General features: G+C 71.7%; 23 protein-coding genes. 16 read left to right on the forward strand and 7 right to left on the reverse strand.

All coding sequences use genetic code 11. The features are described from left to right. Positions 1 to 1,100: 2-oxoglutarate dehydrogenase, E2 component, dihydrolipoamide succinyltransferase (gene sucB, locus ABKA17_RS44715; RefSeq protein WP_353698196.1), on the forward strand; the 1,100-nt coding region annotated here is incomplete at its 5' end. Between the two features lie 59 nt (positions 1,101 to 1,159). Here the strand turns inward: sucB and ABKA17_RS44720 are convergent. Then, positions 1,160 to 1,822 carry a hypothetical protein gene (locus ABKA17_RS44720; RefSeq protein ID WP_353698197.1) on the reverse strand — a complete coding sequence of 221 codons (663 nt, stop codon included), beginning with the start codon at positions 1,820 to 1,822 and terminating at the stop codon, positions 1,160 to 1,162. 212 nt (positions 1,823 to 2,034) lie between these two features. On the opposite strand from ABKA17_RS44720, the gene ABKA17_RS44725 reads away from it, so the two are divergent. The 5 genes from ABKA17_RS44725 to ABKA17_RS44745 all read left to right on the forward strand — a co-directional run bounded on the left by ABKA17_RS44725 (position 2,035) and on the right by ABKA17_RS44745 (position 7,929). Then, positions 2,035 to 2,664, forward strand: coding sequence for a GntR family transcriptional regulator (locus tag ABKA17_RS44725; protein ID WP_353698198.1), 630 nt, complete (start codon positions 2,035 to 2,037; stop codon positions 2,662 to 2,664). A gap of 293 nt (positions 2,665 to 2,957) precedes the next feature. Then, positions 2,958 to 5,663 carry a pyruvate dehydrogenase (acetyl-transferring), homodimeric type gene (aceE, locus tag ABKA17_RS44730; protein WP_353698199.1) on the forward strand — a complete coding sequence of 902 codons (2,706 nt, stop codon included), beginning with the start codon at positions 2,958 to 2,960 and terminating at the stop codon, positions 5,661 to 5,663. A 141-nt stretch (positions 5,664 to 5,804) separates the two neighbouring features. Beyond that, positions 5,805 to 6,782 carry a helix-turn-helix transcriptional regulator gene (locus tag ABKA17_RS44735; RefSeq protein WP_353698200.1) on the forward strand — a complete coding sequence of 326 codons (978 nt, stop codon included), beginning with the start codon at positions 5,805 to 5,807 and terminating at the stop codon, positions 6,780 to 6,782. A gap of 56 nt (positions 6,783 to 6,838) precedes the next feature. Continuing rightward, entirely contained in the window at positions 6,839 to 7,357 is a 519-nt protein-coding gene (locus ABKA17_RS44740; protein ID WP_353698314.1) for a DUF4240 domain-containing protein, read from the forward strand. A 32-nt stretch (positions 7,358 to 7,389) separates the two neighbouring features. Then, positions 7,390 to 7,929, forward strand: coding sequence for a carboxymuconolactone decarboxylase family protein (locus tag ABKA17_RS44745; RefSeq protein WP_353698201.1), 540 nt, complete (start codon positions 7,390 to 7,392; stop codon positions 7,927 to 7,929). A 3-nt stretch (positions 7,930 to 7,932) separates the two neighbouring features. On the opposite strand, the gene ABKA17_RS44750 is transcribed toward ABKA17_RS44745, so the two are convergent. Further along, a complete protein-coding gene (locus ABKA17_RS44750) occupies positions 7,933 to 8,145 on the reverse strand; it encodes a hypothetical protein (RefSeq protein WP_353698202.1) in 213 nt (70 codons plus the stop codon). Between the two features lie 96 nt (positions 8,146 to 8,241). After that, positions 8,242 to 9,252: a methyltransferase gene (locus ABKA17_RS44755; RefSeq protein WP_353698203.1), complete on the reverse strand. Its 1,011-nt coding sequence runs from the start codon at positions 9,250 to 9,252 to the stop codon at positions 8,242 to 8,244. A 170-nt stretch (positions 9,253 to 9,422) separates the two neighbouring features. Here ABKA17_RS44755 and ABKA17_RS44760 point away from each other — a divergent pair, with 170 nt between their 5' ends. Continuing rightward, positions 9,423 to 9,746 carry a hypothetical protein gene (locus ABKA17_RS44760; RefSeq protein ID WP_353698204.1) on the forward strand — a complete coding sequence of 108 codons (324 nt, stop codon included), beginning with the start codon at positions 9,423 to 9,425 and terminating at the stop codon, positions 9,744 to 9,746. Positions 9,747 to 9,864: 118 nt separating this feature from the next. Next, complete coding sequence (locus ABKA17_RS44765; RefSeq protein ID WP_353698205.1) at positions 9,865 to 10,992, forward strand: lipid II:glycine glycyltransferase FemX; 1,128 nt, start codon at positions 9,865 to 9,867, stop codon at positions 10,990 to 10,992. Between the two features lies 1 nt (position 10,993). Here the strand turns inward: ABKA17_RS44765 and ABKA17_RS44770 are convergent, their stop codons facing one another. Next, positions 10,994 to 11,185, reverse strand: a complete 192-nt coding sequence (locus tag ABKA17_RS44770) for a hypothetical protein (protein WP_353698206.1) — start codon at positions 11,183 to 11,185, stop codon at positions 10,994 to 10,996. A gap of 50 nt (positions 11,186 to 11,235) precedes the next feature. Then, positions 11,236 to 12,096 (reverse strand): peptidoglycan recognition protein family protein, encoded by an 861-nt coding sequence (locus tag ABKA17_RS44775; RefSeq protein WP_502994545.1) that lies wholly within the window; start codon positions 12,094 to 12,096, stop codon positions 11,236 to 11,238. 225 nt (positions 12,097 to 12,321) lie between these two features. Here ABKA17_RS44775 and ABKA17_RS44780 point away from each other — a divergent pair, with 225 nt between their 5' ends. After that, the gene (locus tag ABKA17_RS44780; RefSeq protein WP_353698207.1) at positions 12,322 to 13,506 is read left to right on the forward strand and encodes a MarP family serine protease; all 1,185 of its coding nucleotides are present in this window, start codon (positions 12,322 to 12,324) and stop codon (positions 13,504 to 13,506) included. Between the two features lie 50 nt (positions 13,507 to 13,556). After that, positions 13,557 to 14,189, forward strand: a complete 633-nt coding sequence (locus ABKA17_RS44785) for a TetR family transcriptional regulator (RefSeq protein WP_353698208.1) — start codon at positions 13,557 to 13,559, stop codon at positions 14,187 to 14,189. Between the two features lie 185 nt (positions 14,190 to 14,374). On the opposite strand, the gene ABKA17_RS44790 is transcribed toward ABKA17_RS44785, so the two are convergent. Next, positions 14,375 to 14,854 carry a GNAT family N-acetyltransferase gene (locus ABKA17_RS44790; RefSeq protein WP_353698209.1) on the reverse strand — a complete coding sequence of 160 codons (480 nt, stop codon included), beginning with the start codon at positions 14,852 to 14,854 and terminating at the stop codon, positions 14,375 to 14,377. A 62-nt stretch (positions 14,855 to 14,916) separates the two neighbouring features. Here ABKA17_RS44790 and ABKA17_RS44795 point away from each other — a divergent pair, with 62 nt between their 5' ends. Further along, positions 14,917 to 15,813: a TIGR01777 family oxidoreductase gene (locus ABKA17_RS44795; protein WP_353698210.1), complete on the forward strand. Its 897-nt coding sequence runs from the start codon at positions 14,917 to 14,919 to the stop codon at positions 15,811 to 15,813. Positions 15,814 to 15,962: 149 nt separating this feature from the next. Further along, positions 15,963 to 17,315, forward strand: a complete 1,353-nt coding sequence (locus ABKA17_RS44800) for an NAD(P)/FAD-dependent oxidoreductase (RefSeq protein WP_353698211.1) — start codon at positions 15,963 to 15,965, stop codon at positions 17,313 to 17,315. Positions 17,316 to 17,430: 115 nt separating this feature from the next. On the opposite strand, the gene ABKA17_RS44805 is transcribed toward ABKA17_RS44800, so the two are convergent. Beyond that, positions 17,431 to 18,864 carry an NsdA family TPR-like regulatory protein gene (locus tag ABKA17_RS44805; RefSeq protein ID WP_353698212.1) on the reverse strand — a complete coding sequence of 478 codons (1,434 nt, stop codon included), beginning with the start codon at positions 18,862 to 18,864 and terminating at the stop codon, positions 17,431 to 17,433. A 217-nt stretch (positions 18,865 to 19,081) separates the two neighbouring features. Between ABKA17_RS44805 and lipB the strand changes: the two genes are divergently transcribed. The 4 genes from lipB (at position 19,082) to ABKA17_RS44825 (ending at position 22,240) form a co-directional block, all read left to right on the forward strand. Further along, complete coding sequence (gene lipB, locus ABKA17_RS44810) at positions 19,082 to 19,879, forward strand: lipoyl(octanoyl) transferase LipB (RefSeq protein WP_353698213.1); 798 nt, start codon at positions 19,082 to 19,084, stop codon at positions 19,877 to 19,879. Positions 19,880 to 20,042: 163 nt separating this feature from the next. Continuing rightward, positions 20,043 to 21,008 (forward strand): lipoyl synthase, encoded by a 966-nt coding sequence (gene lipA, locus ABKA17_RS44815; protein ID WP_353698214.1) that lies wholly within the window; start codon positions 20,043 to 20,045, stop codon positions 21,006 to 21,008. A 269-nt stretch (positions 21,009 to 21,277) separates the two neighbouring features. Continuing rightward, complete coding sequence (locus tag ABKA17_RS44820; RefSeq protein ID WP_353698215.1) at positions 21,278 to 21,478, forward strand: SCO2195 family GlnR-regulated protein; 201 nt, start codon at positions 21,278 to 21,280, stop codon at positions 21,476 to 21,478. A gap of 60 nt (positions 21,479 to 21,538) precedes the next feature. Continuing rightward, on the forward strand, positions 21,539 to 22,240 hold the full coding sequence (locus tag ABKA17_RS44825) for a DUF4191 domain-containing protein (RefSeq protein ID WP_353698216.1): 702 nt from the start codon (positions 21,539 to 21,541) through the stop codon (positions 22,238 to 22,240). Positions 22,241 to 22,262: the final 22 nt, after the last annotated feature.

Consider the following 22,262-nt stretch of genomic DNA (forward strand, 5'->3'; position numbering starts at 1 on the left):
CTCCCGTGGCCCCGCCGGCCCCGGCTCCTGCCCCCGCCGCGCCCGCGGCTGCGCCGGCCCCGGTCGCCGCCGCCCCGGCTCCGGCCGCCCCGGCCCCCGCGCCGGCCGCTCCGGCTCCGGTCGCCCCCGCCGCGCCCGCCCCGGCCGCCGGCTCCGGTGACGACGGTGCCTACGTGACCCCGCTGGTGCGCAAGCTCGCCGCCGAGCACGGTGTCGACCTGACCGCCGTCAAGGGCACCGGCGTCGGCGGTCGTATCCGCAAGCAGGATGTCGTCGCCGCCGCCGAGGCCGCGAAGGCCGCCGCCGCTGCCCCGGCTCCGGCCGCGGCTGCCCCGGCTGCCCCCGCCGCCAAGAAGGCGCCGACGCTGGAGGCGTCGCCGCTCCGTGGCCAGACCGTCAAGATGCCGCGCATCCGCAAGGTCATCGGCGACAACATGGTCAAGGCGCTGCACGAGCAGGCGCAGCTGTCCTCGGTCGTCGAGGTCGACGTCACGCGGCTGATGAAGCTCCGCGGCCGCGCGAAGGACTCCTTCGCCGCCCGTGAGGGCGTCAAGCTCTCCCCGATGCCGTTCTTCGTCAAGGCCGCGGCCCAGGCGCTGAAGGCGCACGCGCCGATCAACGCCAAGATCAACGAGGGCGAAGGCACGATCACCTACTTCGACACCGAGAACATCGGTATCGCGGTGGACTCGGAGAAGGGCCTGATGACCCCGGTCATCAAGCACGCCGGTGACCTCAACATCGCCGGTATCGCGAAGGCCACGGCCGACCTGGCCGGCAAGGTCCGCGCCAACAAGATCACGCCCGACGAGCTGTCCGGCGCGACCTTCACCATCTCCAACACCGGTTCGCGCGGTGCGCTCTTCGACACGATCATCGTGCCGCCGGGCCAGGTCGCGATCCTCGGCATCGGCGCCACGGTCAAGCGCCCTGCCGTCCTGGAGACCGAAGAGGGCACGGTCATCGCGGTCCGCGACATGACCTACCTGACCCTCTCCTACGACCACCGTCTGGTGGACGGCGCCGACGCGGCCCGTTACCTGACCGCGGTCAAGGCGATCCTGGAGGCGGGCGAGTTCGAGGTCGAGCTCGGCCTCTGAGCCCCTTCAGAAGCAGTACGGTGCCCCGTCCGGAGCTTTCCGGGCGGGGCACCGCCGTGTCACCGGGGCGTCAGCCGCTTGTCGGACCAGCCCCACAGCAGCTCGACCCACACGTTCGGGACGGACAGCTTGTCGGCGCGCGTCAGCCCCTTCGTCCGGTACGCCTTCAGCACGTCGTACGTCGCGTCGAGGCAGTCCCGGGAGGTCAGGTCGCCCGTCCGCGGATCGATGCCGACCAGGAAGCCGCGGGCCTCGACCTCGCGGATCATCGTCCGCGCCGCGTTCACGTCGTACGTCGACGAGTTCGTGCAGCGGTAACGGCTGTACGGGTGGTCCGACGCACCGGGGTAGTACGCGTCCCGGGACATGTCGCTCAGCATCCGCCGGTACGACCCCTCCGCGTGCCACGCCCCGATGTCGCCGCCCGGGGCCGTGTAGAGCGCGCCGGTGGGGTTCTCGACGGCGCCGTACACCCAGCGCCCGGTGCCCGCCACGCGGAAGCCCCAGCCGACGTGGCCGAACTTCTGGGCCCCGTCGGGCTTGACGAAGACGCAGGCGCCGCCGAGGGCGCCGGTGCCGGCCTGACCTGCCAGGCCGGTGATCGTTTCCTTGTCCGCCGGCTGCCCCGCCGCTCGCGTCGACGTCTGCTGGCAGCCCGTGATGCCGATGATCGCGCCGATCACGGCCGCGACGGCCAGTCCCCGGTGTCCCCCGATGTTCATGCCATCCCCCAGTCGTACGAAGGGGCGCCGAAGTGGGAACCCCTGCCGAACGCGACACCCCGACGGGCCACGGGGTTCCGTGTCTTGACAGAAGTCGTCGGACTGGGAGCGTGTAAGTCTCGTCTCACCTGCATGAAAGCGCCCCCGTGCGCCCCACCGTGACGGGCACTCGGCCTTATTGTCTAAACGTCAAACGCCCTTAAGGAGCACTCATGACCGCGCCCGTCGTCCACTCGCTGCGCGAACAGATCCGCGAGCACATCGTGGAAGGGATCGTCAGCGGGCGCTGGAAGCCGGGCGAGCGGATCGTGGAGCGACGTATCGCCACCGAGCTGGAGGTCAGTCAGACCCCGGTGCGGGAGGCGCTGCGCGAGCTGGAGTCGCTGCGGCTGATCGAGTCGGCGCCGAACAAGGGCGTACGGGTGCGGAACCTGACGGCGGCCGACCTGGAGGAGAGCTACCCGGTCCGGGCCGGTCTGGAGGCCATCGCGGCGGAGCTGGCGGCGGAGCGGCTGGCGCAGGACTGCTCGGCGCTGGAGCCGCATGTCGCCGCGCTCTACGACGCCGACCGCGCCTCCGACGGGACCGGGCAGGTGCGGCACACCGTGGGGTTCCACCGGGAGATGGTCCGGGCGGCCGGGAACTCCGTGCTGCTGCACACCTGGGAAGGGCTCGGCATCGAGGTCTTCACCGCCCTGTCGATCCGCTGGCTGGGCACCGTCCAGCAGTCGTACGCCGAGGAGCACGAGGAGCTCGTGCAGGCCTTCCGGCGCCGGGATCCCCGTATCGCCGAACTCGTCAAGGCCCATGTCCTGGGCTGCGCACCGCGCCACGAGCCCTGAGCGCGGCCCCGCTCATTCGTCGCCTCGTACCTGCCCCCACCTGCGAAAACCGTTCGAGAACACGGCACCCGGTGTCTCTTCGGGAGGCACCCCGTGCCTATTTTCTCGAAACCAAGAGGTTTTGCCCCTCAACCCTTTGATCGATCATCGATCAGGGAGTTACAGTCGCCGACGGGCCTCCACCGAGGCTGACTGGCCTCCACCGAGGCTTGAGCCCTGTCCTGCCAAAGACCTAGGGCACCCCCGAACCCTTACCGATGAGGGAACCCCCTTCGACTGAGGAAGGCGGCGACATGACCGACCCCAACGCCATCCAGCCGAGCGAGCTCGACCAGCTCCCGGACCGTGACCCCGAGGAGACCGCCGAATGGCAGGCCTCGCTGGACGCGGTCGCGAAGGCTGCCGGCCCGCACCGTGCCGCGTACCTGATGCGCCGCACGCTGGAGAGGGCGGAGGCGGGCGGCATCGCGCTGCCGAAGCTCCTTGAGACCGACTACGTCAACACCATCCCCACCGCCGCCGAGCCGTCCGCGCCCGGTGACGAGGCGATGGAGCACCGCATCACCGCGTGGAACCGCTGGAACGCGGCCGCGATGGTCACCCGTGGCTCCAAATACGGCGTCGGCGGCCACATCGCCACCTTCGCCTCCGCGGCCTGGCTCTACGAGACCGGCTTCAACCACTTCTTCAAGGGCAAGGAGGCCGACGGCTCGGGCGACCAGCTCTACATCCAGGGCCACGCCTCCCCCGGCATCTACGCCCGCGCCTTCCTCGACGGCCGGCTGAACGAGGACCACCTCGACAACTTCCGCCGCGAGGCGGGGGGCAACGGACTGCCGTCCTACCCGCACCCGCGCCGGCTGCCCTGGCTGTGGGAGTTCCCGACCGTCTCCATGGGCCTCGGCCCGCTCTCCGCGATCTATCAGGCGCGCTTCAACCGCTACCTGACCAACCGCGGCATCAAGGACGTCTCCGCCTCCCACGTCTGGGCCTTCCTGGGCGACGGCGAGATGGACGAGCCGGAGTCGACGGCGGCACTCGCACTGGCGAGCCGCGAGGGTCTGGACAACCTGACCTTCGTCATCAACTGCAACCTCCAGCGCCTCGACGGCCCGGTCCGCGCGAACTTCAAGATCGTGCAGGAGCTGGAGGCCCAGTTCCGCGGCGCCGGCTGGAACGTCATCAAGTCGCTGTGGGGCAACGCCTGGGACGAGCTGTTCCAGCTCGACACCACGGGCGCGCTGGTAAGACGGCTGCGCGAGGTACCGGACGCGCAGGTCCAGACGTACCAGACGCGTGGCGCCGCCTATATCCGCGAGGACTTCTTCGGCAAGGACCCGGCGCTCGCCGAGATGGCGAAGCTGCTGAGCGACGACAAGATCCTCGAGTGTTTCCACTTCTCGCGCGGTGGCCACGAGGCGCGCAAGGTCTACGCCGCCTACAAGGCCGCCGTCGAGTTCAAGGGCGCCCCGACGGTCATCCTGGCCCAGACGGTCAAGGGCAACACCCTCGGTGAGGGCTTCGCGTCGAAGAACGCCAACCACCAGATGAAGAAGCTGACGGTGGACGAGTTCAAGACGATGCGTGACCTTCTTGAACTGCCCATCAAGGACAGCGACTTCGTCGACGGGGTCGTGCCCTACGGCCACCCCGGCGCCGACTCCCCCGAGGTGCGCTACCTCCAGGAGCGCCGGGCGGCCCTCGGTGGTCCCGCCCCGGCCCGCCGTACGCACGCGCTGGCCCCGCTGCCCGCCCCCGCCGAGAAGGCCTTCGCCTCCTTCGACAAGGGCTCCGGCACGCAGAACGTGGCCACCACCATGGCCTTCGTCCGCCTGATCAAGGACCTGGTCCGCGACAAGGAGACGGGCAAGCGCTGGGTGCCGATCGTCCCCGACGAGGCGCGCACCTTCGGCATGGAGAGCCTCTTCCCGTCCCTGGGGATCTACTCCCCCAAGGGCCAGACGTACGAGCCGGTCGACCGTGACCAGCTGATGTACTACAAGGAGGCCGAGAACGGCCAGATCCTCAACGAGGGGATCACCGAGGCCGGTTCGATGGCCGACTTCATCGCCGCGTCCACCGCGTACTCCACGCACGGTGAGGCGATGATCCCGTTCTACATCTTCTACTCGATGTTCGGCTGGCAGCGCACGGCCGACCAGATGTGGCAGCTCGGCGACCAGCTCGGCCGCGGCTTCCTGGTCGGCGCCACGGCGGGCCGTACGACACTGACGGGCGAGGGCCTCCAGCACGCCGACGGCCACTCCCCGGTCATCGCCGCGACGAACCCCGCCGCCCTGACGTACGACCCGGCGTTCGCGTACGAGGTCGCGGCGATCGTCAAGGACGGTCTGCGCCGGATGTACGGCGAGGCGGCCCCGGGTGAGGACCCGAACGTCTTCTACTACCTCACGGTCTACAACGAGCCGCTCCCGCAGCCGGCGAAGCCCTCCGGGCTCGGCATCGACGAGGGCATCGTCAAGGGCCTGTACCGCTTCAACACGGCGGAGTCGGCGGGCCTGAACGTGGCCGCGGCGAACGCCCCGCGCATCCAGCTGCTGGGCTCCGGCACGGCGATCCACTGGGTGCTGGAGGCGCAGAAGCTGCTCGCGGAGGAGTGGGGTGTGGCCGCCGACGTGTGGTCCGCCACCTCTTGGACGGAGCTGCGCCGCGACGCCCTGGAGGCGGACGCCGCACTGCTGCGCGGCGAGGAGCGCGTCCCGTACGTCCGCCAGGCGCTGCACGGCTCCGACGGCCCGGTGCTGGCGGTCTCCGACTACATGCGCCAGGTCCCGGACCAGATCGCGCAGTGGGTCGAGCAGGACTGGTCCTCGCTCGGCGCCGACGGCTTCGGTCTCTCGGACACCCGCGAGGGCGCCCGTCGCCACTTCGGCGTCGACGCCGAGTCGGTTGTCGTGGCCGCGCTGGCGCAGCTGGCGCGTCGCGGTGAGGTGAAGGCTACGGCCGTGAAGGAAGCGCGCGAGAAGTACGGGCTGTAATTCGGCTGCGGGTGTGTGGGGGTCGATCGCGCAGTTCCCCGCGCCCCTAAAAGCAGGTGCGCCTGAGCGGGCCTGTCTTTTAAGGGGCGCGGGGAACTGCGCGACCAGCCCCCACCCACCCGCACCCGGCATCATGAACCCATGCGTGCCGCCCGGCTCATCAAGATGGTGCTCCTTCTCCAGTCCCGCCCCTCCATGACCGCCGCCGAGCTGGCGGCGGAACTGGAGGTGTCCGAGCGGACAGTGACTCGGGACGCGCAGGCGTTGTCCGAGGCGGGGGTCCCGGTGTACGCGGACCGGGGGCGGGCCGGTGGGTATCGGCTGATCGGCGGGTACCGGACCCGGCTCACCGGGCTGGCCCGGGGCGAGGCGGAGGCGCTGTTCCTGAGCGGGGTGCCGGGCGCGCTGCGTGAGATGGGCCTGGAGGACGCCGCCTCCGCCGCCCGGCTCAAGGTCTCCGCGGCGCTGCTGCCCTCCCTGCGGGACGCCCCGAGGACGGCGGCCCAGCGCTTCCATCTGGACGCCCCGAACTGGTGGAGCGAGCCGAAGACACCCGAGCTGCTGCCCGCCGTCGCCGAGGCGGTGTGGGACGACCGCCGGGTCACCGCCCGCTACCGCAAGGGCGCGGCGGAGGTCGAGCGGGAGCTGGAGCCGTACGGGCTCGTGCTGAAGGCCGGGGTCTGGTACCTGTGCGCGCGGGTGATCGAGCCGGGCTCGTTCCGGGTCTACCGGATCGACCGGTTCACGACCGTGGCGCCGTCGGCGGACCGGTTCTCCCGGGACGAGGCCTTCGATCTGCCGGCTTTCTGGGACGAGCAGGCGGAGCGGTTCGCGCGCTCGATCCTGCGGGCCGAGGTGGTCCTGCGGCTGTCGCCGGACGGGGCGCGGCGGCTGCCGTACGCCCTCGCGGACCGGCTCTCCGCCGCGGAGGCGCTGGAGCGGGCGGGGGCGCCGGACGGGGACGGCTGGGTGACCGTGACGGTCGCCGTGGAGTCGGAGACGGTCGCCCACACACAGCTGCTGTCGCTGGGCCCGGAGGTGGAGGTGCTGGCTCCGGAGAGGCTGAGGGCGCGGTTCGCCGCCGACGCAAGACGTATGACCGGTCTGTACGGGACATAACAATCCGCCGCACTCCACGTGCGCCTCACCCGCCCAGGGCCGATGCTTGTCCCGTGATGGACGAGACGGAGTTCTGGGAGCTGGTGGACGCCGCCCGCGGGGCCGCCGAGGGCGACCCCGAGGAGCAGGCCGACCTGCTCGTGGACCGGCTCCTCCAGATGGACCCCGAGATGGTCCTGGACTTCGCCCGTCACTTCGAGGCCCGCTACAACCGCGCGTACACCTGGGACCTGTGGGGGGCGGCCTGGGTGCTGCTCGACGGGGCCAGCGACGACGCCTTCGACTTCTTCCGCTGCTGGCTGATCGGCCAGGGCCGCGAGGTCTACGAGGGTGCCGTGCACGCCCCCGACTCACTGGCCGACCTGCTGGACGACTTCGACGAGGAGATCGACGGCGACGGGGAGGAGCTGGGCTACGCCGCCGACGAGGCGTACGAGCAGCTCACCGGGGTCGTCGCCCCCGACCTCGGCATTCCGCCGGCGCCCCCGGAGCCGGAGGGCGCACCGATCGACCTCGAGAGCGAGCCGGTGCTGTCGGAGCGGTATCCCAAGCTGTGGGAGCGGTTCAGGGCCTGACGTCTGCTTCGGCTTCTGATTCAGGGGGAACCATGGCTCGAATCCCGTACCCGGAACATCCCGCCGCCGGTGTCGCGAAGCTCCCCGTGCCGCTGAACGCCTTCCGCATGCTCTCCCACGCCCCGCCGCTCACGGACCGGGCGATCGACCTGGGCCTGGCCGTACTGCTGGAGTCGACCCTCCCGGTGCGGTTGCGCGAGCTGCTCGTGATGGCGGTCGCGGCGGGGACGCGCTGCGAGTACGAGGCCGCGCAGCACCGCCCGATCGCGCTCAACTCCGGCGTGACGGAGGAGCAGTTGGCGGCGATCGCCGAACGGCGGGCCAGTGGGCCGGAGTTCGACGGGACGGATTCCGCGGTGGTCGCCGCGACGTTCGAGCTGATCTCCCGACACACCCTGTCCGAGGGCGGGTTGGCGGCTCTCCGGGACCGCTTCACCGACCGGCAGGTGGTCGAGATCGTCACGACGGTCGGCTACTACGTCATGCTGGCGGGCCTGATGAACGGGCTCGGCGTGGACGTCGACCCGTCCGGGGAGCAGTTCCTGGGCCTGACCGGCGACGGCCCCGACTGAGCCTCAGACCGCCGCCGCGCGCCTGCGGGTGGGGTCCGTGGGGAGGTACGCCTGTGCCTGGTCGGCCTTCAGCACCACGTGGTGCATGGGGGCCGCGTTGGCCTGGTCGAGGGCGGATGCCGTGACGGCGGCCGGCCCGAGGACGACGGCCACGGCCGCGCAGAGCGCCGCCCAGGGGCCGCGGGTCGTCTTGGTGTCGGTGTGACTGCTGTTCATCTTCCCCACCTCCAGTCAGTGCGTATGACCTGAAGGTAGAGCTGTCGGCTCTGGGTGATCGTTGAGTCGGCTGGGAGAAGTCTGTGAGCGGCGGGGCTACGGTGCCGCGACCGCCTCCACCACCGAGAGCACGGTCGGGGTCGGGAGGATGCGGGAGATCCTGAGCCCGGCCGCCGCGAACAGCGCGGCGAAGTCGGACTCGGTGCGTTCGCGGCCGACGAGGGCGGACATGAGCAGGAGGTCGAGGGTCTTGGACTGGTGGGGTGCGTTGTCCCGGGGGACGACCGCGTCCACGACCAGGATGCGCCCGTCCGGCGCCATGGCCTCCCGGCAGCGCTCCAGGATCGTGACGCACTGGTCGTCCTCCCAGTCGTGGAGGATGCGCTTGAGCAGGTAGATGTCCGCCTTGGGCGCCCCCGTGAAGAAGTCGCCCTCCGCCACGCTCCAGCGGCCCGCGGTCTCCTCGGTGTCCAGGCGGTGACCGGCCAGCACATGCGGTTGGTCGTGGAGCACGCCCCGCAGGCCCGGGTTGTGGCGCAGGACCTCCAGGAGGAGGCCGCCGTGGCCGCCGCCCACGTCGGCGACGGTGCCCGTCCCGGGGAAGTCGTACGCGGCGGCGATCGGTTCGTTCTCGGGGTCGGACATCGCGGCCATCCCGGTGTGGAAGACGGCGGCGGTCTCCTTGTCCTTGGCGAAGTGTTCGAAGAAGGGCATCCCGAAGATGCCCTCGAACGCCGAGGTCCCCTCGGTCAGACAGCGCTCCATGGCGGCGGCCGGGAGCCACAGGCTGCGGTCGGTGTTCATCAGGATCGCCGAGCGCGCCGAGTGCGGGGCGTCGGTGCGCAGCGCGTCGCCGGCGGGCATGAGGCGGAAGCGGCCCTCGGGGTCCTCGGCGACGATGCCGCGCGTGGCGAGCAGGCGCAGGACGCGGTAGAGGTTGCGGGCGTCCGTGCCGGTGGCCGCGGCCAGTTCGGCGGGCGAGCGGGGGCCGTCGGTGAGGTGGTCCGCCACTCCCACGGCGGCCGCCGCACGCAGCGCGGCCGGGAAGAGGTAGCCCAGCGACTCGTCGACGAGGAATGCGGCGGAACCGCGCGAATCGGTCGTCATGCCCTCCAGAATGACGGCCGGTCACCTGTCACGGCCGCGCCGCGCGGGAGCTCACGGAAGCGGGAGGGAGGCGGGGAGTGCCACGGACGGCGCACGCGCGCTCCTTCGGAGGTGAGGACCGGTCAGGCAGCGGCCGTCCACCCGGCTGAACCCCCGCTCAGGAGCCGATCGTGCCACTGCCGGTCTTCCACGCCCTCGACCATGTGCTGGTGGTGGACGTGGACGAGGTCATCGACATCGCCAACGCCGAGCACATCCGTACCGCCCTCGTGCGCCGGTTGCTGCACGCCCGCGGTCAGCGCGCCGACACCGTCGTCGTCGATCTGCGGCACCCCTGTCTGGAGGACGCGCAAGCCCTCGCGCGGGCGGTGACGCTGAGGCTGCTCGTCGTCGCGTCGCATCCGCTCACCCGCAGCGTGCTGCGCATCACCGCGGCCGACCGGCAGCTGGAGGTCTACCCCCGGCTCACCGCCGCGCTCCGCGCGGTCCGGTGACCGACGTCACGGGGCGGGTCCGGAAGGTTCACCTCCGGACCCTTGACCCGTGGCGTGATTCCCGGCGTACGGTGGCCGCTCCCGCCGCGCTGCGGCCCTGAACAGGAGCGCCCTGCCCATGACCAGCCCGTACGTGCGGGAGATTTCACGCGAGGAACATCTCGCCCACCTGCGGCTGCACCCCGACTCGAGCCATCTCCAGATCCCCGAGTGGGGCGATGTGAAGCCGGACTGGCTGGCGGAGAGCGTCGGTTGGTTCGAGGGCGAGTCGATGGTGACGGCGGCCCTGGTCCTGTACCGGCCGCTGCCCGGGACCCGGCGCTTTTTGGCCTATCTGCCCGACGGGCCGCGGATCGACTGGCGGGACCCCCGTCTGGAGCGCTGGCTGGACCCGCTCGTGGCGCATCTGGAGGCGCGCGGGGCGTTCTCGGTGCGCATCGGGCCGCCGGTCGTCGTACGGCAGTGGGACCCGGCGACGGTCGCGACGGGGATCGCCGACCCCGCCGTACGCCATCTGCACGATCTGCCCGCGGAGGCCATCGACGGGTACGCGCTGGACGCCGCCGAGCGGCTGGGGCGGCTCGGGTGGCGGCGGTGCGAGGAGGGGGACGGGAGCGGTTTCGGCCTGGGGCAGCCGCGCTACGGGTGTCTCGTCCCGTTGGACGGGCGCACGGCGGACGATCTGCGCGAAGGGCTGGCCTCGCACTGGGAGCAGTCGTTGCGTACGGCGGAGGGGGCCGGGGTCCGGGTCTCCTGGGGTTCGGCGGCGGATTTGCCCGACTTCCACCGGCTGTATGTGTCGACCGCCACGCACGACGGCTTCAAGGCGCGGCCCCTGGACTACTTCCGCCGCATGTGGAAGGCGCTGAACGCCGAGGACGACGACCGGGTGCGGCTGTATCTCGCCGAGTACGACGGCGTCGTGCTCTCCGCCGCCCTCATGATCAACGTCGGCTCGTGCTCATGGCACTCGTATGCCGCGTCCGGGCGTCAGGGGCGTCAACTGCGGCCCAGCAGCGCCCTGTTGTGGCGGATGATGAACGACGCGCGGTCGGCGGGCGTCGAGACGTACGACCTGCGGTCCATCACGCCCGCCCTCACCGAGGACCGGCTGCTGGGCCGGCTCGGCTTCAAGACGGGTGCGGGCGGGCACGCCGTGGAGTACCTCGGGGAGTGGGAGCGGCCGGTGGGCAGCCAGGGGAAGGTGCTCCAGCGGGCCGTGCGGGCCTATCTGGGGCGGCGGTGAGTCAGTCGGTGACGACGGTCAGGGCGTAGGCCAGCGCGACGCCGGCGACCAGGAGGGCGACGGCCACGGCCACGGCCACGAGGACCAGCAGGGCGCTCACGCCGCCGATCGCCCGCCAGGCGAACCGTTCGGCGCGCTCGGCCTGCCGGACCGCCTCGTCGTGGTCGCTGTCGTCGGTCCACGTCCCGGACATCGCGCTCACCCCTCCCCGTCGGTACCGCGCGGCGGTACCCGTCCAGGGTGTCAGAGCCCGGTGGGCGGCCGTGCGGAGGGGGTCGCGGGGAGTCTGCCCTGCAGTCTCGCCGCCGTCTGTCTGATCTCCGGGAGACGGGCCGTGAGGGCGGCGCCGGGGCAGCTGGTCATGTAGCCCTCGTCGTGGCCCGCGACGGCGGGGAGGGACGCCTTGGTGCCTGCGGCGTAGCGGCTCAGGCCGTTGCTGGAGGTCAGCTTCACTCTGGAGCGCGGGTCGATGTCCGCGAGGCCCAGTTTCCAGGCCGCCAGCGCGGCGATCGCGTCCGTCATCGCCCTCGGTACCGGGACGCCCGCCGTGAAGGTGCCCAGGGCCGCGATGCCGGTCGTGCGGTGGTTGAAGCCCTGGGTGTGGGCGCCGGTGACGGGACGGTCGACGCCGCCCGCGCGGCCCTCGTAGATCGTGCCGCAGCGGTCGACGAGGAAGTTGTAGCCGATGTCGTCCCAGTGCCGGGTGCCGGTCTGGCCCGCGGCGAGGTAGCGGATGATGCGGGGCGCCTCGGCGCAGTCGTAGCCGTTGGGCGAGTCGGTGTGGTGGACGAAGACGGCGACGACCTTGTCGTCGTAGCGGGCCGGGGGCGGGGTGAGCGCGGCCGTGTTCGCCTCGCCGGTGGCGGCCGCCCAGACCGCTCTCGGCACGATCGGCGGCCGCGCCGCCTGGTGCGTGGCGGCGGGGCGGACCGCGAGGGGGTGCGTGGGGCGGGGCTGGGCCGCGTGTTCGACGCCGTACGCGCAGAGCACGAGGACCGCCACGGCCGCCAGGCCGGGCAGACAGGCGAGCGGGTACCGCATCCGGGCCGGTATCCGGACGGGCCGCCGCCCGGTCGGTATCCGGACCGGGCGCCGTCGTCGCATCCCCCGAGCTCTTCGGACACGCATGGTCCCACTCTCGGCCGGATCTCCCGCGTCCGCGATGTGTGGTGTGCCACCCGGTGGAACCATCGTCCTGGTCCGGGGCGTTTCTCCGGATGCACGGCCTGTGCACGCACGCGTGGCCGGTTCCCGGCGTCCCGCGCGTGCGCGTGCTGATCACTGGGCTCGTCCCGCCCGTAATAAGGGGTCCGAGAGAAAGGCGGCTCCGTGGACCTGCTCGACATCCTGCTGGTGCTGGTGATCCTGGCCTACGCGGCATCCGGCTACCGGCGCGGCCTCATGGCCGGCTGTGTCTCGCTCGCCGGTTTCGTGGGCGGCGCGATCATCGGCGTGTGGGTGCTGCCGTGGATCATGGACCTGGTCACCCCGGGCAGCACCACGGCGACGGTGACCGCGGTGCTGACGGTGCTGCTCCCGGCCGTGGTCGGGCACGAACTGGCGGGGCGGCTGGCACTGCGACTGCGCCGGGAGCTGGAACACGGACCGCTGCGGGTCGCCGACGGGGTGGGCGGGGCCGCGGCCAACTCGGTCGCCGTGCTGATCGTGGCGTGGGTGGCGGCGAGCGTGCTCGGCGCGTCCTCGTCGGCGGTGCTCACCACGGCGATCCAGGACTCACGGCTGCTGGGGGCCGTCCAGAACGCCATGCCGGAGACCACGCCCGCCTGGTTCTCCCGGGCCACCTCCGCGCTCACCGAGGCGGGCTTCCCACAGGTCTTCAACCCCTTCGAGAACGAGTCGACGGCCCGGGTCGCCAAGCCCTCCGGCGACAGCGTCACCGCGAGCGCCACGAACGCGGCCAAGCGCAGCACGGTGAAGATCGAGGGCGCCTCCGGCACCCAGGGCCGCGAGGGCAGCGGCTTCGTCTACTCCCGCGAGCACGTCATGACCAACGCGCATGTGGTGGCCGGTATCGACGAGCCCACCGTCCGGATCGGCGGGGTCGGCCGGTCGTACGACGCGCGCGTGGTGCTCTTCGACCCGGAGAAGGACGTGGCGGTGCTGTACGTGCCCGACCTCGAGGCCCCCGTCCTGCGCTTCGACGACGACGCCGCGCGCGGCGTCGCCGCGGTCGTCGCCGGTTACCCCCAGGACGGCGACCTCAACCTCCAGGCGGCCACCGTCGCCAACCGGGTCCGCGCGACCGGCCAGAACATCTACAACGACGGGACGGTCACCCGCGAGATCTACTCGATCCGCTCCACCGTCCGCCCCGGCAACTCCGGCGGGCCGCTGCTGACCACGGACGGCAAGGTCTTCGGCGTCGTCTTCGCCCGCTCGACCTCGGACGACGAGACAGGGTACGTCCTGACCGCCGACGAGGTCGCCGACGACGCCGAGCGCGCGGCGACCGCGACGGCACCGGTGGACACCGGCGAACTGGTGACGTCGTAGCCGGTCGGCGCGTCCGAAGTGATGTCAGAGCTGCGGCGTAGGCTTCCCCGGTGAGCACCAAGCCCCTCTCACTGACCGAGCGCCGCAAGGCGGCTACCCAGCTCGACATCGCACGCGCCGCCGCCACGCTGTTCACCGAGCACGGTCCTGATGGCACGACCGCGGAGGACATCGCCGAGCGGGCCGGGGTCGCCCTGCGCACGTTCTACCGGTACTTCCGCAGCAAACAGGACGCCGTCGGCCCGCTGTTGGCCCGGGGCGCCGACCGCTGGCGTGAGCTGCTCGCCGCGTCGGAGCCGGGCGCCGCCGATCTGCCGGGGGCGCTGGAGCGGGCGATCGAGGAGTCCCTGTCCGTGCCGGACGCGCACGCGGCGGAGGGCTTGCGGCAGACGCGGGCGCTGCTGCGGGCGGCGGTGGCCGACCCGGCGCTGCGGGCCGTCTGGTACCGGGTGAACCAGGAGTCCGAGGAGAAGCTGATCCCGGTGGTGGCGAGGCTGGCCGGACCGGACGCCGACCCGCTGGAGGTGCGCCTCGCGGCGGCGGCCGCGACGGACGCGATCCGGGTGGCGCTGGAGACCTGGGCGGAGACGGACGCGGACACCGGCGGCCCGGGTTCACCCGCGGAGCTGGCGGTGCGGTGCCTGCGGGAACTGGTGGGCGGAATGCGACTGCTGACGGGCTGAGGCGCCCCACGCCCTCGTCCGGACCAATGCCGTACCCGGGGTCCCGTCCGGGCATACCCCTGATCATGTGCCCTGACCCCGGGAGGCTGCCGTGCCCGTCTTCTTCCTGATCTCGCTGCTGGTCGCGGGAGCCGCGCTGTGTCTGGTCGTCCGCCGCCGCCGTGCGGCCGCCGAGGCCGACCAGGTCAGAGACTGCGCCCCATGAAGACGTCGTCCACGTACGTGCCGTCGAGGAGGAACTCCTCGGGCAGCACACCCTCCACCACGAAGCCCTCGGACTCGTAGAGCCTCCGGGCCGGAGTGTTGTGGCCGAGGACGCGCAGGGTGATGCGGCGGGCGCCCAGCTTCCGGGCCTCCTCCTGCACCGCCCGCAGCAGCGCCCGGCCGACCCCGGCGCCGCGCGCCTCCGCGGCGACGGCCAGGCCCTGGATCTGGCGGACGTGCGCGTTGGACGCCAGCGGGGTCGGGAAGCCGAGCCGGATGTAGCCGACGAGCACACCGTCGAGTTCGGCGACGAGATGGTCACGCGGCCCGAACCGCTCACTGTAGAAGGGCGCGTACGGCGGCTGGGGGCGCGGCGAGACGGCGTGCAGCGTGGACCAGGTGGCACGGTCGAGGCGGCCCAGCGTGTCCTCGTCGTCGAGGGTGGCGTGGCGTATGTGCATGTCGGCCACCATACGGCGCACGAGACCGGGCCTTTGTGCGGATCCGGAGCAGAATTGACGGCATGCAGCCTTCCCGAATCGCGGTGGCCGGTGCGTCCGGTCTCATCGGCAGCGCACTGGTCCGGTCCCTGACGGCGGATGGTCACGAGGTGGTGCGTCTGGTGCGCCGGGCGCCGAGGGGTGCCGACGAGGTCCGGTGGGATCCCGAGGGGAAGCGGGTGGACACGGCCGGGCTCGCCGGGTGCGACGCGGTGGTGAACCTCGCGGGTGTCGGGATCGGTGACCGGCGCTGGACGGAGGCGTACAAGGCGCGGATCCGATGCAGCCGGGTGCTCGGCACGACCGCGCTCGCCGAGGCGGTCGCCTCGCTGGACAAGCCGCCGCGGGTCTTCGTCAACGGCAGCGCGATGGGCTACTACGGCGAGACCGGCGACCGGGTCGTCGACGAGAGCGCGCCGCCCGGGGAGGGGTTCCTGCCCGAGCTGTGCGTGGAGTGGGAGGGCGCGGCGGAGCCGGCGCGGAAGGCGGGCGTACGGACCGTGTTCACGCGGACCGGGCTGGTGGTGTCCCGCAAGGGCGGGGCCTGGGGGCGTCTGTTCCCGCTGTTCAAGGCGGGACTGGGCGGGCGGTTGGGCGACGGAGGGCAGTACTGGTCGTTCATCTCGCTGCACGACGAGGTGGCCGCGATCCGGCATCTCATCGACACCGACGGGCTTTCCGGACCGTTCAACCTGACGGCCCCGAACCCCCTGACGAACCGGGAGATCACCGCCGCCATGGGGCGCGTACTGCACCGGCCGACCCTCTTCACGGTGCCCTCGCCGGTGCTGCGGACGGTCCTCGGTGAGCTGTCCGGGGATGTGCTCGGCAGCCAACGGGTGGTGCCGAAGCGACTGCTGGAGTCGGGGTTCACCTTCGCGTTCCCGGAGATCGAGGGAGCCCTCCGAGCCGCCGCGTGACCGTATGCGACCGGCGTGCGACCGTGCTCTGTTCATGCGCGACTGTTCCTGACCGACTACCGACTTAACCTCAAGCCGAACTCGGGTATCCCCGGAGCCAGTTGGGGGCATGACGTCTCCACCGGCCGCGCAACCTCGAGGAGGGGCACGTGCTTGAGCCCGCGTACCAGGCGGACGTCGTGATCGTGGGAGCCGGGGTTGCCGGACTCTCCGCCGCGCATCGGCTGACCAGCGCAGGAGTGACGACCGCGGTGCTGGAGGCCGCCCACGGGGTGGGCGGCCGTATGTCGACGGAGAAGGTCGACGGTTTCCGGCTCGACCGGATCGGACAGCTGCTGTCCACGGCGTACCCGGAACTAGGGATGACACCAGGGCTCGACGGGCTGGTCCTGCGCCCGTTCGCGCCCGGTGTCCTGCTGCACAGCGACGGACGCCACCATCGCGTGCACGCCCCGGCAGGCGCCGGGAGCGCGCGGGGCGCACGGGGCGCACTCCACGCGGTGCGCGCCCTGGCGAGCGCGCCCCGGCCGACCACGGCGTCCGTGACCAGCCCGCTGGGCAGCGGCGTGGACCAGGCCCGCCTCGGCGCCGCGCTCACCCGGATCGCGCACACCCCGATCGAACGGCTGCTGTCCCGCCCCGAGTCGCCGGCAGGTCAGGCCCTCGCCGCCCGCGGTCTGCCCGCCCGTACGATCGACGGCTTCCTGCGCCCGCTGCTCGCCGCGCTGCTCTGCGACCCCGAGCTGACCACGTCCAGCCGGTGCGCCGACCTCGCGCTGCGCGCCTTCGCCGCCGGGCGGCTGTGTGTGCCGGAGGGCGGCGCGGAGGTGCTGCCGGAACTCCTGGCGCGCTCGCTGCCGCCGGGCACGGTGCACACGGGCGTACGGGTCACTTCGGTGTCGACGAGCTCCGTGAGCACGGCGGAGCACGGTGAGTTCCGCTGCCGGGCGCTGCTCCTGGCGACCGACGCCCGCACCGCGGCGCATCTGCTGCCCGGCCTGCGCGTACCGGACTTCCACCCGGTGACGGTGGTCCACCACACCACGGACGAGCCCCCGGAGACGGACGCGTCCATGCTCCTGGACGCGGACCGGAGCGGCCCGGTGGCGCACACGGCGGTGATGAGCCGCGTGGACCCGAGCCGCGCCCCGGCGGGCCGCGCCCTGGTCAGCTCCACGGTCCTGGGCCCGCCTCCGCCGGACGTCGACACGGCCGTACGCATGCACCTGTCCCGCCTCTACGGCACCCCCACCGACCGCTGGGAGACCCTCGCCGTCCACCACACCCCGGAAGCCGTACCGGCGATGCGGGCACCGCACGATCTCCGGCGGCCGGTACGCCTGTTGGCGGGCCTGTACGTGTGCGGCGACCACCGCGACACCAGCACGGTCCAGGGCGCCCTCCACTCGGGCCACCGAGCCTCGACGGCAATCCTGACGGACCTGGGATCGGCGATCCCGATGCACAGGGCAGAACCGATCCCAACGACGCAGGCCGCCTGAAACGCGCCCTGAAGGGGCGCGGGGCTGTATCGATGTGCGGCTACCGCCGCGTGGGCGCGACAAGCCACGACGCTGTCGCGCAGTCCCACGGGCGGTCGCCGCCACGGCGAGCCCCTCACCCCAGCGCGGCGACCCTGTCGCGATACCCCCGCACCGGCGCCGCGTCCTTGTACGGCTCCAACCGCTTCTCGAAGTCCCGCACGTACTCCACGGCCCGCACCGACCGCATCTCCACGGCAGCCCCCGCCGCCTCCGCACCGAGCGCGCACGCCTGGTCCAGCTCACCCAGCCCGAGCCGGGCGGAGGCCAGCACCACCCGGCAGAAGAGCCGACTACGGGCGTACGCGGGCGCACGCAACTGCAAGGACCGTTCGGCATGTTGAGCCGCCGCCCGGAACTGCTGAAGGTCCCGGTGCGCGTGCCCGAACTCGTCCGCCAGTTGCGCCTCGTCGAAGAACCGTGCCCAGTAAGGGACTTCGTCGCCGGGCCGGGCCGTCTCCAGGGCGCGCTCGGCACGGACCAGCGCGCCCGTGCAGGCCCGCACCTCGCCGAGCACTCCGTGCCCGCGTGCCTCGACGGAGTGCAGCAGGGCCTGGACGACCGGCGGGGCGTTGGTGCCGACCCCCTGCTGGGCCACCCGCGCCAGCTGCACCGCCTCGCGCCCGTGCCCGAGGTACACCGCCTGCCGGCTCATCGTGATCAGCACATAACTGCCGTAGGCCCGGTCCCCCGCCGCCTGCGCGAGCCGCAGCGACTGCACGAAGTACCGCTGCGCGAGCCCGTGCGCCGCGATGTCGTACGAGGTCCAGCCGGCGAGCCGGGTGAGGTCGGCCGCGGCCGCGAACAGACGGCGGCCGGTCTGCTCGCCGTACATACCGCGCAGCATCGGCTCGCACTCGTGCTCCAGGTAGCGCACGAGGGCCTGGCGGGCGTGGCCGCCGCCGTACATGTCGTCGAGGGAGCGGAAGAGTTCGCCGACCGAGCGGAGCGCCGCGATGTCGCCGCCGGTGACCTTCTGGCCGGGCCCGCGCTCGGCGCCGCGCTGCCGGGGCACGGCGGGGCGGCCCTGGACGGGGACCCGGACGGGCGGCTCGCCGCGGGCCACCCTGTCGTCGGCCCGGCCGATCAGCCAGTCGCGGCTGGGCACGACGAGCCCCGCCGGGGTGAACGCGATCTTGCGCAGTTCGGCGTGGCTGCCGGAGTCCTTGCGCCACAGCCCGCTGACGATGTCGACGGCCTCCTCGGGGGTGGCCGCGAACTCCAGACCGGCGTAGACCGGCGCGCAGGCGTCGAGGCCCAGGTCCTGGGCGCTCAGCCGTCGGCCCAGACGGCGGGTGAAGACCTCGGCGATGAGGGCGGGGGTGGTGCCGCGGGGCTGCTGGCCGCGCAGCCACCGGGTGACCGATGTCTTGTCGTATCTCAGATCGAGCCCGTGTTCGAGACCGAGCTGGTCCACGCGACGGGCGAGTCCCGCGTTGGAGAACCCCGCTTCTGCGATGAGCGCGGCGAGCTGGCGGTTGGGAGTGCGCTGCGCGGGTCGTTCCGTCATCTGCGGTGGTGTCTCCTGCCCGGATTGCCTGTGAGCAGCCCTTATGGCCTCTATAGGACGGCGCGAATGTAGCGGAGAGTGAGCAGACGATCGCACACTTCGACGCTCGTTCATCCGATCGTGTGAGGATTGACCGCACGGCTGACGCGCGACGGTCGGTCGTACAGTGGCGTAGGCACGCTTCGTGCCTTACGACCCCTCTAGGGAGGCGCTTGCCGTGAGTGAGTTGCGGTTCGTCCGTATGGGCTTCGACGCGGACGCCGTCGAGTACCAGGAGGCGTGGGACGAGCAGCGCCGGGTGCACGCGGCCCGGTTCGCGGACGAGATCCCCGACACTGTGCTGCTGCTCGAACACCCGCCGGTGTATACGGCCGGGCGGCGCACGGCGGACAGCGAACGCCCCCTCGACGGCACCCCGGTCGTCGACGTGGACCGCGGCGGCAAGATCACCTGGCACGGCCCGGGCCAGCTGGTGGGCTACCCCATCCAGAAGCTCCCGCGTCCGGTGGACGTCGTGGCGCACGTACGACGACTCGAGGAAGCCCTGATCCGCGCCTGCGCGGAGTTCGGCGTGGAGACCAGCCGGGTCGAGGGCCGCAGCGGCGTATGGGTGCTGGGTGACCCTGTCGAGCAGCGTCCGGCGCTCGGCGGACTGTCGCTGGACTTCGATCCCCGTCTGCACGACGAGGAGTTCGACCCGCGGATGAACGGGCCCGAGTACGCACCGTCCAACGCGGGCCAGCGCCGCGAGGACCGCAAGATCGCGGCGATCGGGATCCGGGTGGCGAAGGGCGTGACGATGCATGGGTTCGCGCTCAACGTGAACCCGGACAACCGGTGGTTCGACCGGATCATCCCGTGCGGGATCCGTGACGCGGGGGTCGCCTCCCTGGCCGGTGAGCTCGGGCGGGACGTGACGATCTCCGAGGTGCTGCCGGTTGTCGAGCGGCACCTGAGGGATGTTCTCGAGACTGCCGATCTGAAGCCTCGGGAGATTGAAAAAGCTGCGGTCTGACGGCCGGTGGAGAGCTGCGGGCCGCGGGGGCTGGTCGCGCAGTTCCCCGCGCCCCTAGGTGGGAATGGTCCCCGGAGTCCAGAGGTTGGCCTCAACAGCAGGGCCCTACAAACACGGGCGTACCCTGGTGTACGCCGAAGAATCGAAGCTACAGGGAGCCGATGTGTCCGCAGTCACACCCGACGGACGCAAGATGCTGCGCCTGGAGGTCCGGAACGCCCAGACCCCCATCGAGCGCAAGCCCGAGTGGATCAAGACGCGGGCGAAAATGGGTCCCGAGTACACCGCGATGCAGAAGCTCGTGAAGAGCGAGGGGCTGCACACGGTCTGCCAGGAAGCCGGCTGTCCCAACATCTACGAGTGCTGGGAGGACCGCGAGGCGACCTTCCTCATCGGCGGCGACCAGTGCACCCGGCGCTGCGACTTCTGCCAGATCGACACCGGCAAGCCCGAGGCCCTCGACCGTGACGAGCCGCGCCGCGTGGGCGAGTCCGTGGTCACGATGGACCTGAACTACGCCACCATCACCGGCGTCGCCCGCGACGACCTGGAGGACGGCGGCGCCTGGCTGTACGCCGAGACGGTCCGCCAGATCCACCAGCAGACCGCGGAGCGCGAGAGCGGCCACACCAAGGTCGAGCTGCTCGCCCCGGACTTCAACGCCGTGCCGGAGCTGCTCCGGCAGGTCTTCGAGTCCCGCCCCGAGGTCTTCGCGCACAACGTCGAGACGGTGCCGCGGATCTTCAAGCGGATCCGCCCGGGCTTCCGCTACGAGCGCTCGCTGAAGGTCATCACCGAGGCCCGCGACTTCGGCCTGGTGACCAAGTCCAACCTGATCCTCGGCATGGGCGAGACCCGCGAGGAGGTCAGCGAGGCGCTGCGGCAGCTGCACGACGCCGGCTGCGAGCTCGTCACCATCACGCAGTACCTGCGCCCGTCCGTGCGCCACCACCCCGTGGAGCGCTGGGTCAAGCCGCACGAGTTCGTGGAGCTGAAGGAGGAGGCCGACCAGATCGGCTTCTCCGGTGTGATGTCCGGCCCGCTGGTCCGGTCCTCGTACCGCGCCGGCCGGCTGTACCAGATGGCCATCGAGAAGCGCGGCGCGTACGTCGCCTCGCAGGCTGTCTGAGGTCGTCGGCATGGCACGGAGTGCCATCTGACGCGTGTGAATCCGAGCACAAGCAACTACCGCTCGGTAGCGACCGATTGACGCGGCCCTGGGCGTCCCCGCAGATGGGGGCGGTGCCGGGGCCGCGTCGGTGTTCTCGTGCCGCAAATCAAGGCTTCATTGGTGTTTGACCGGTCGGTCACGCCCTGGTAACACCAATCAGTGACCCTGGTTGTACAGCCCGTGCACCACTCACCAAAGCTGCCTTTTCCCGAGGGGGGACCTCCATCATGCAGGCCGCGCCCGTCCGCGCCACCGCCATCCCGTCGTTCACCGATGCACTCCGTGCCGTCGAGTCGCTGCTCATGAGCAGCGGCCAGCGCACCGCCCGTCGCAATGCCTGGACATCCGTCCTGGAGGACCGCCGCCGCGCCAAGGACAGGGTCGAGGCGCAGCGTGTCCTGGAGCAGACGCTCCTCCCCCGTTCCTGAGGCGTTTCTCCCGGGGCACTGCCGTCGTCGGCGCTCCAGGGGCCACGTAGACTTCGTCGCATGGCGAGAAGTGACAGTGCGGCCGATGCCGCGAACCCCGGGCGACTGAAGCAGATCGCCCTGACGTACAAGATGACCCGCAGGGCCGACAAGACGATCGGCCTTGTTCTCTCGGGTGTCTTCATCCTCATCCTCGGTGTCTTTCTCGCGATCGGCTTCCTGATCGGCCACCCGGTCTACCTGGGCATCCTGGGTGTACTGCTCGCCTTCCTCGGAACGGCGATCGTGTTCGGGCGCCGCGCCGAGCGGGCCGCCTTCGGGCAGATGGAAGGCCAGCCGGGGGCCGCCGCGGCCGTGCTGGACAACATCGGCCGGGGCTGGACGACGACGCCCGCGGTGGCGATGAACCGCAGCCAGGACGTGGTGCACCGGGCCGTCGGCAAGGCCGGCATCGTCCTGGTCGCCGAGGGCAACCCGAACCGGATCAAGAGCCTGCTGGCCGCCGAGAAGAAGAAGATGAACCGGATCGTCGCGGACGTACCGGTGCACGATCTGATCGTCGGCACGGGCGAGGGCCAGATCCCGCTGAAGAAGCTCCGCACCAGCATGCTGAAGCTCCCCCGGGTACTGACCGGCCCGCAGGTGACCGCGACCAACGACCGGCTGCGGGCGATGGGCGACCTGATGAGCAACATGCCGCTGCCCAAGGGGCCGATGCCGAAGGGCATGAAGCTCCCCAAGGGCGGCCCGAAGGCGCGCTGATCGACCTCTACGACGAGAAGGG

The organism is Streptomyces sp. RG80, from assembly GCF_040446465.1.
GTDB lineage: Bacteria > Actinomycetota > Actinomycetes > Streptomycetales > Streptomycetaceae > Streptomyces.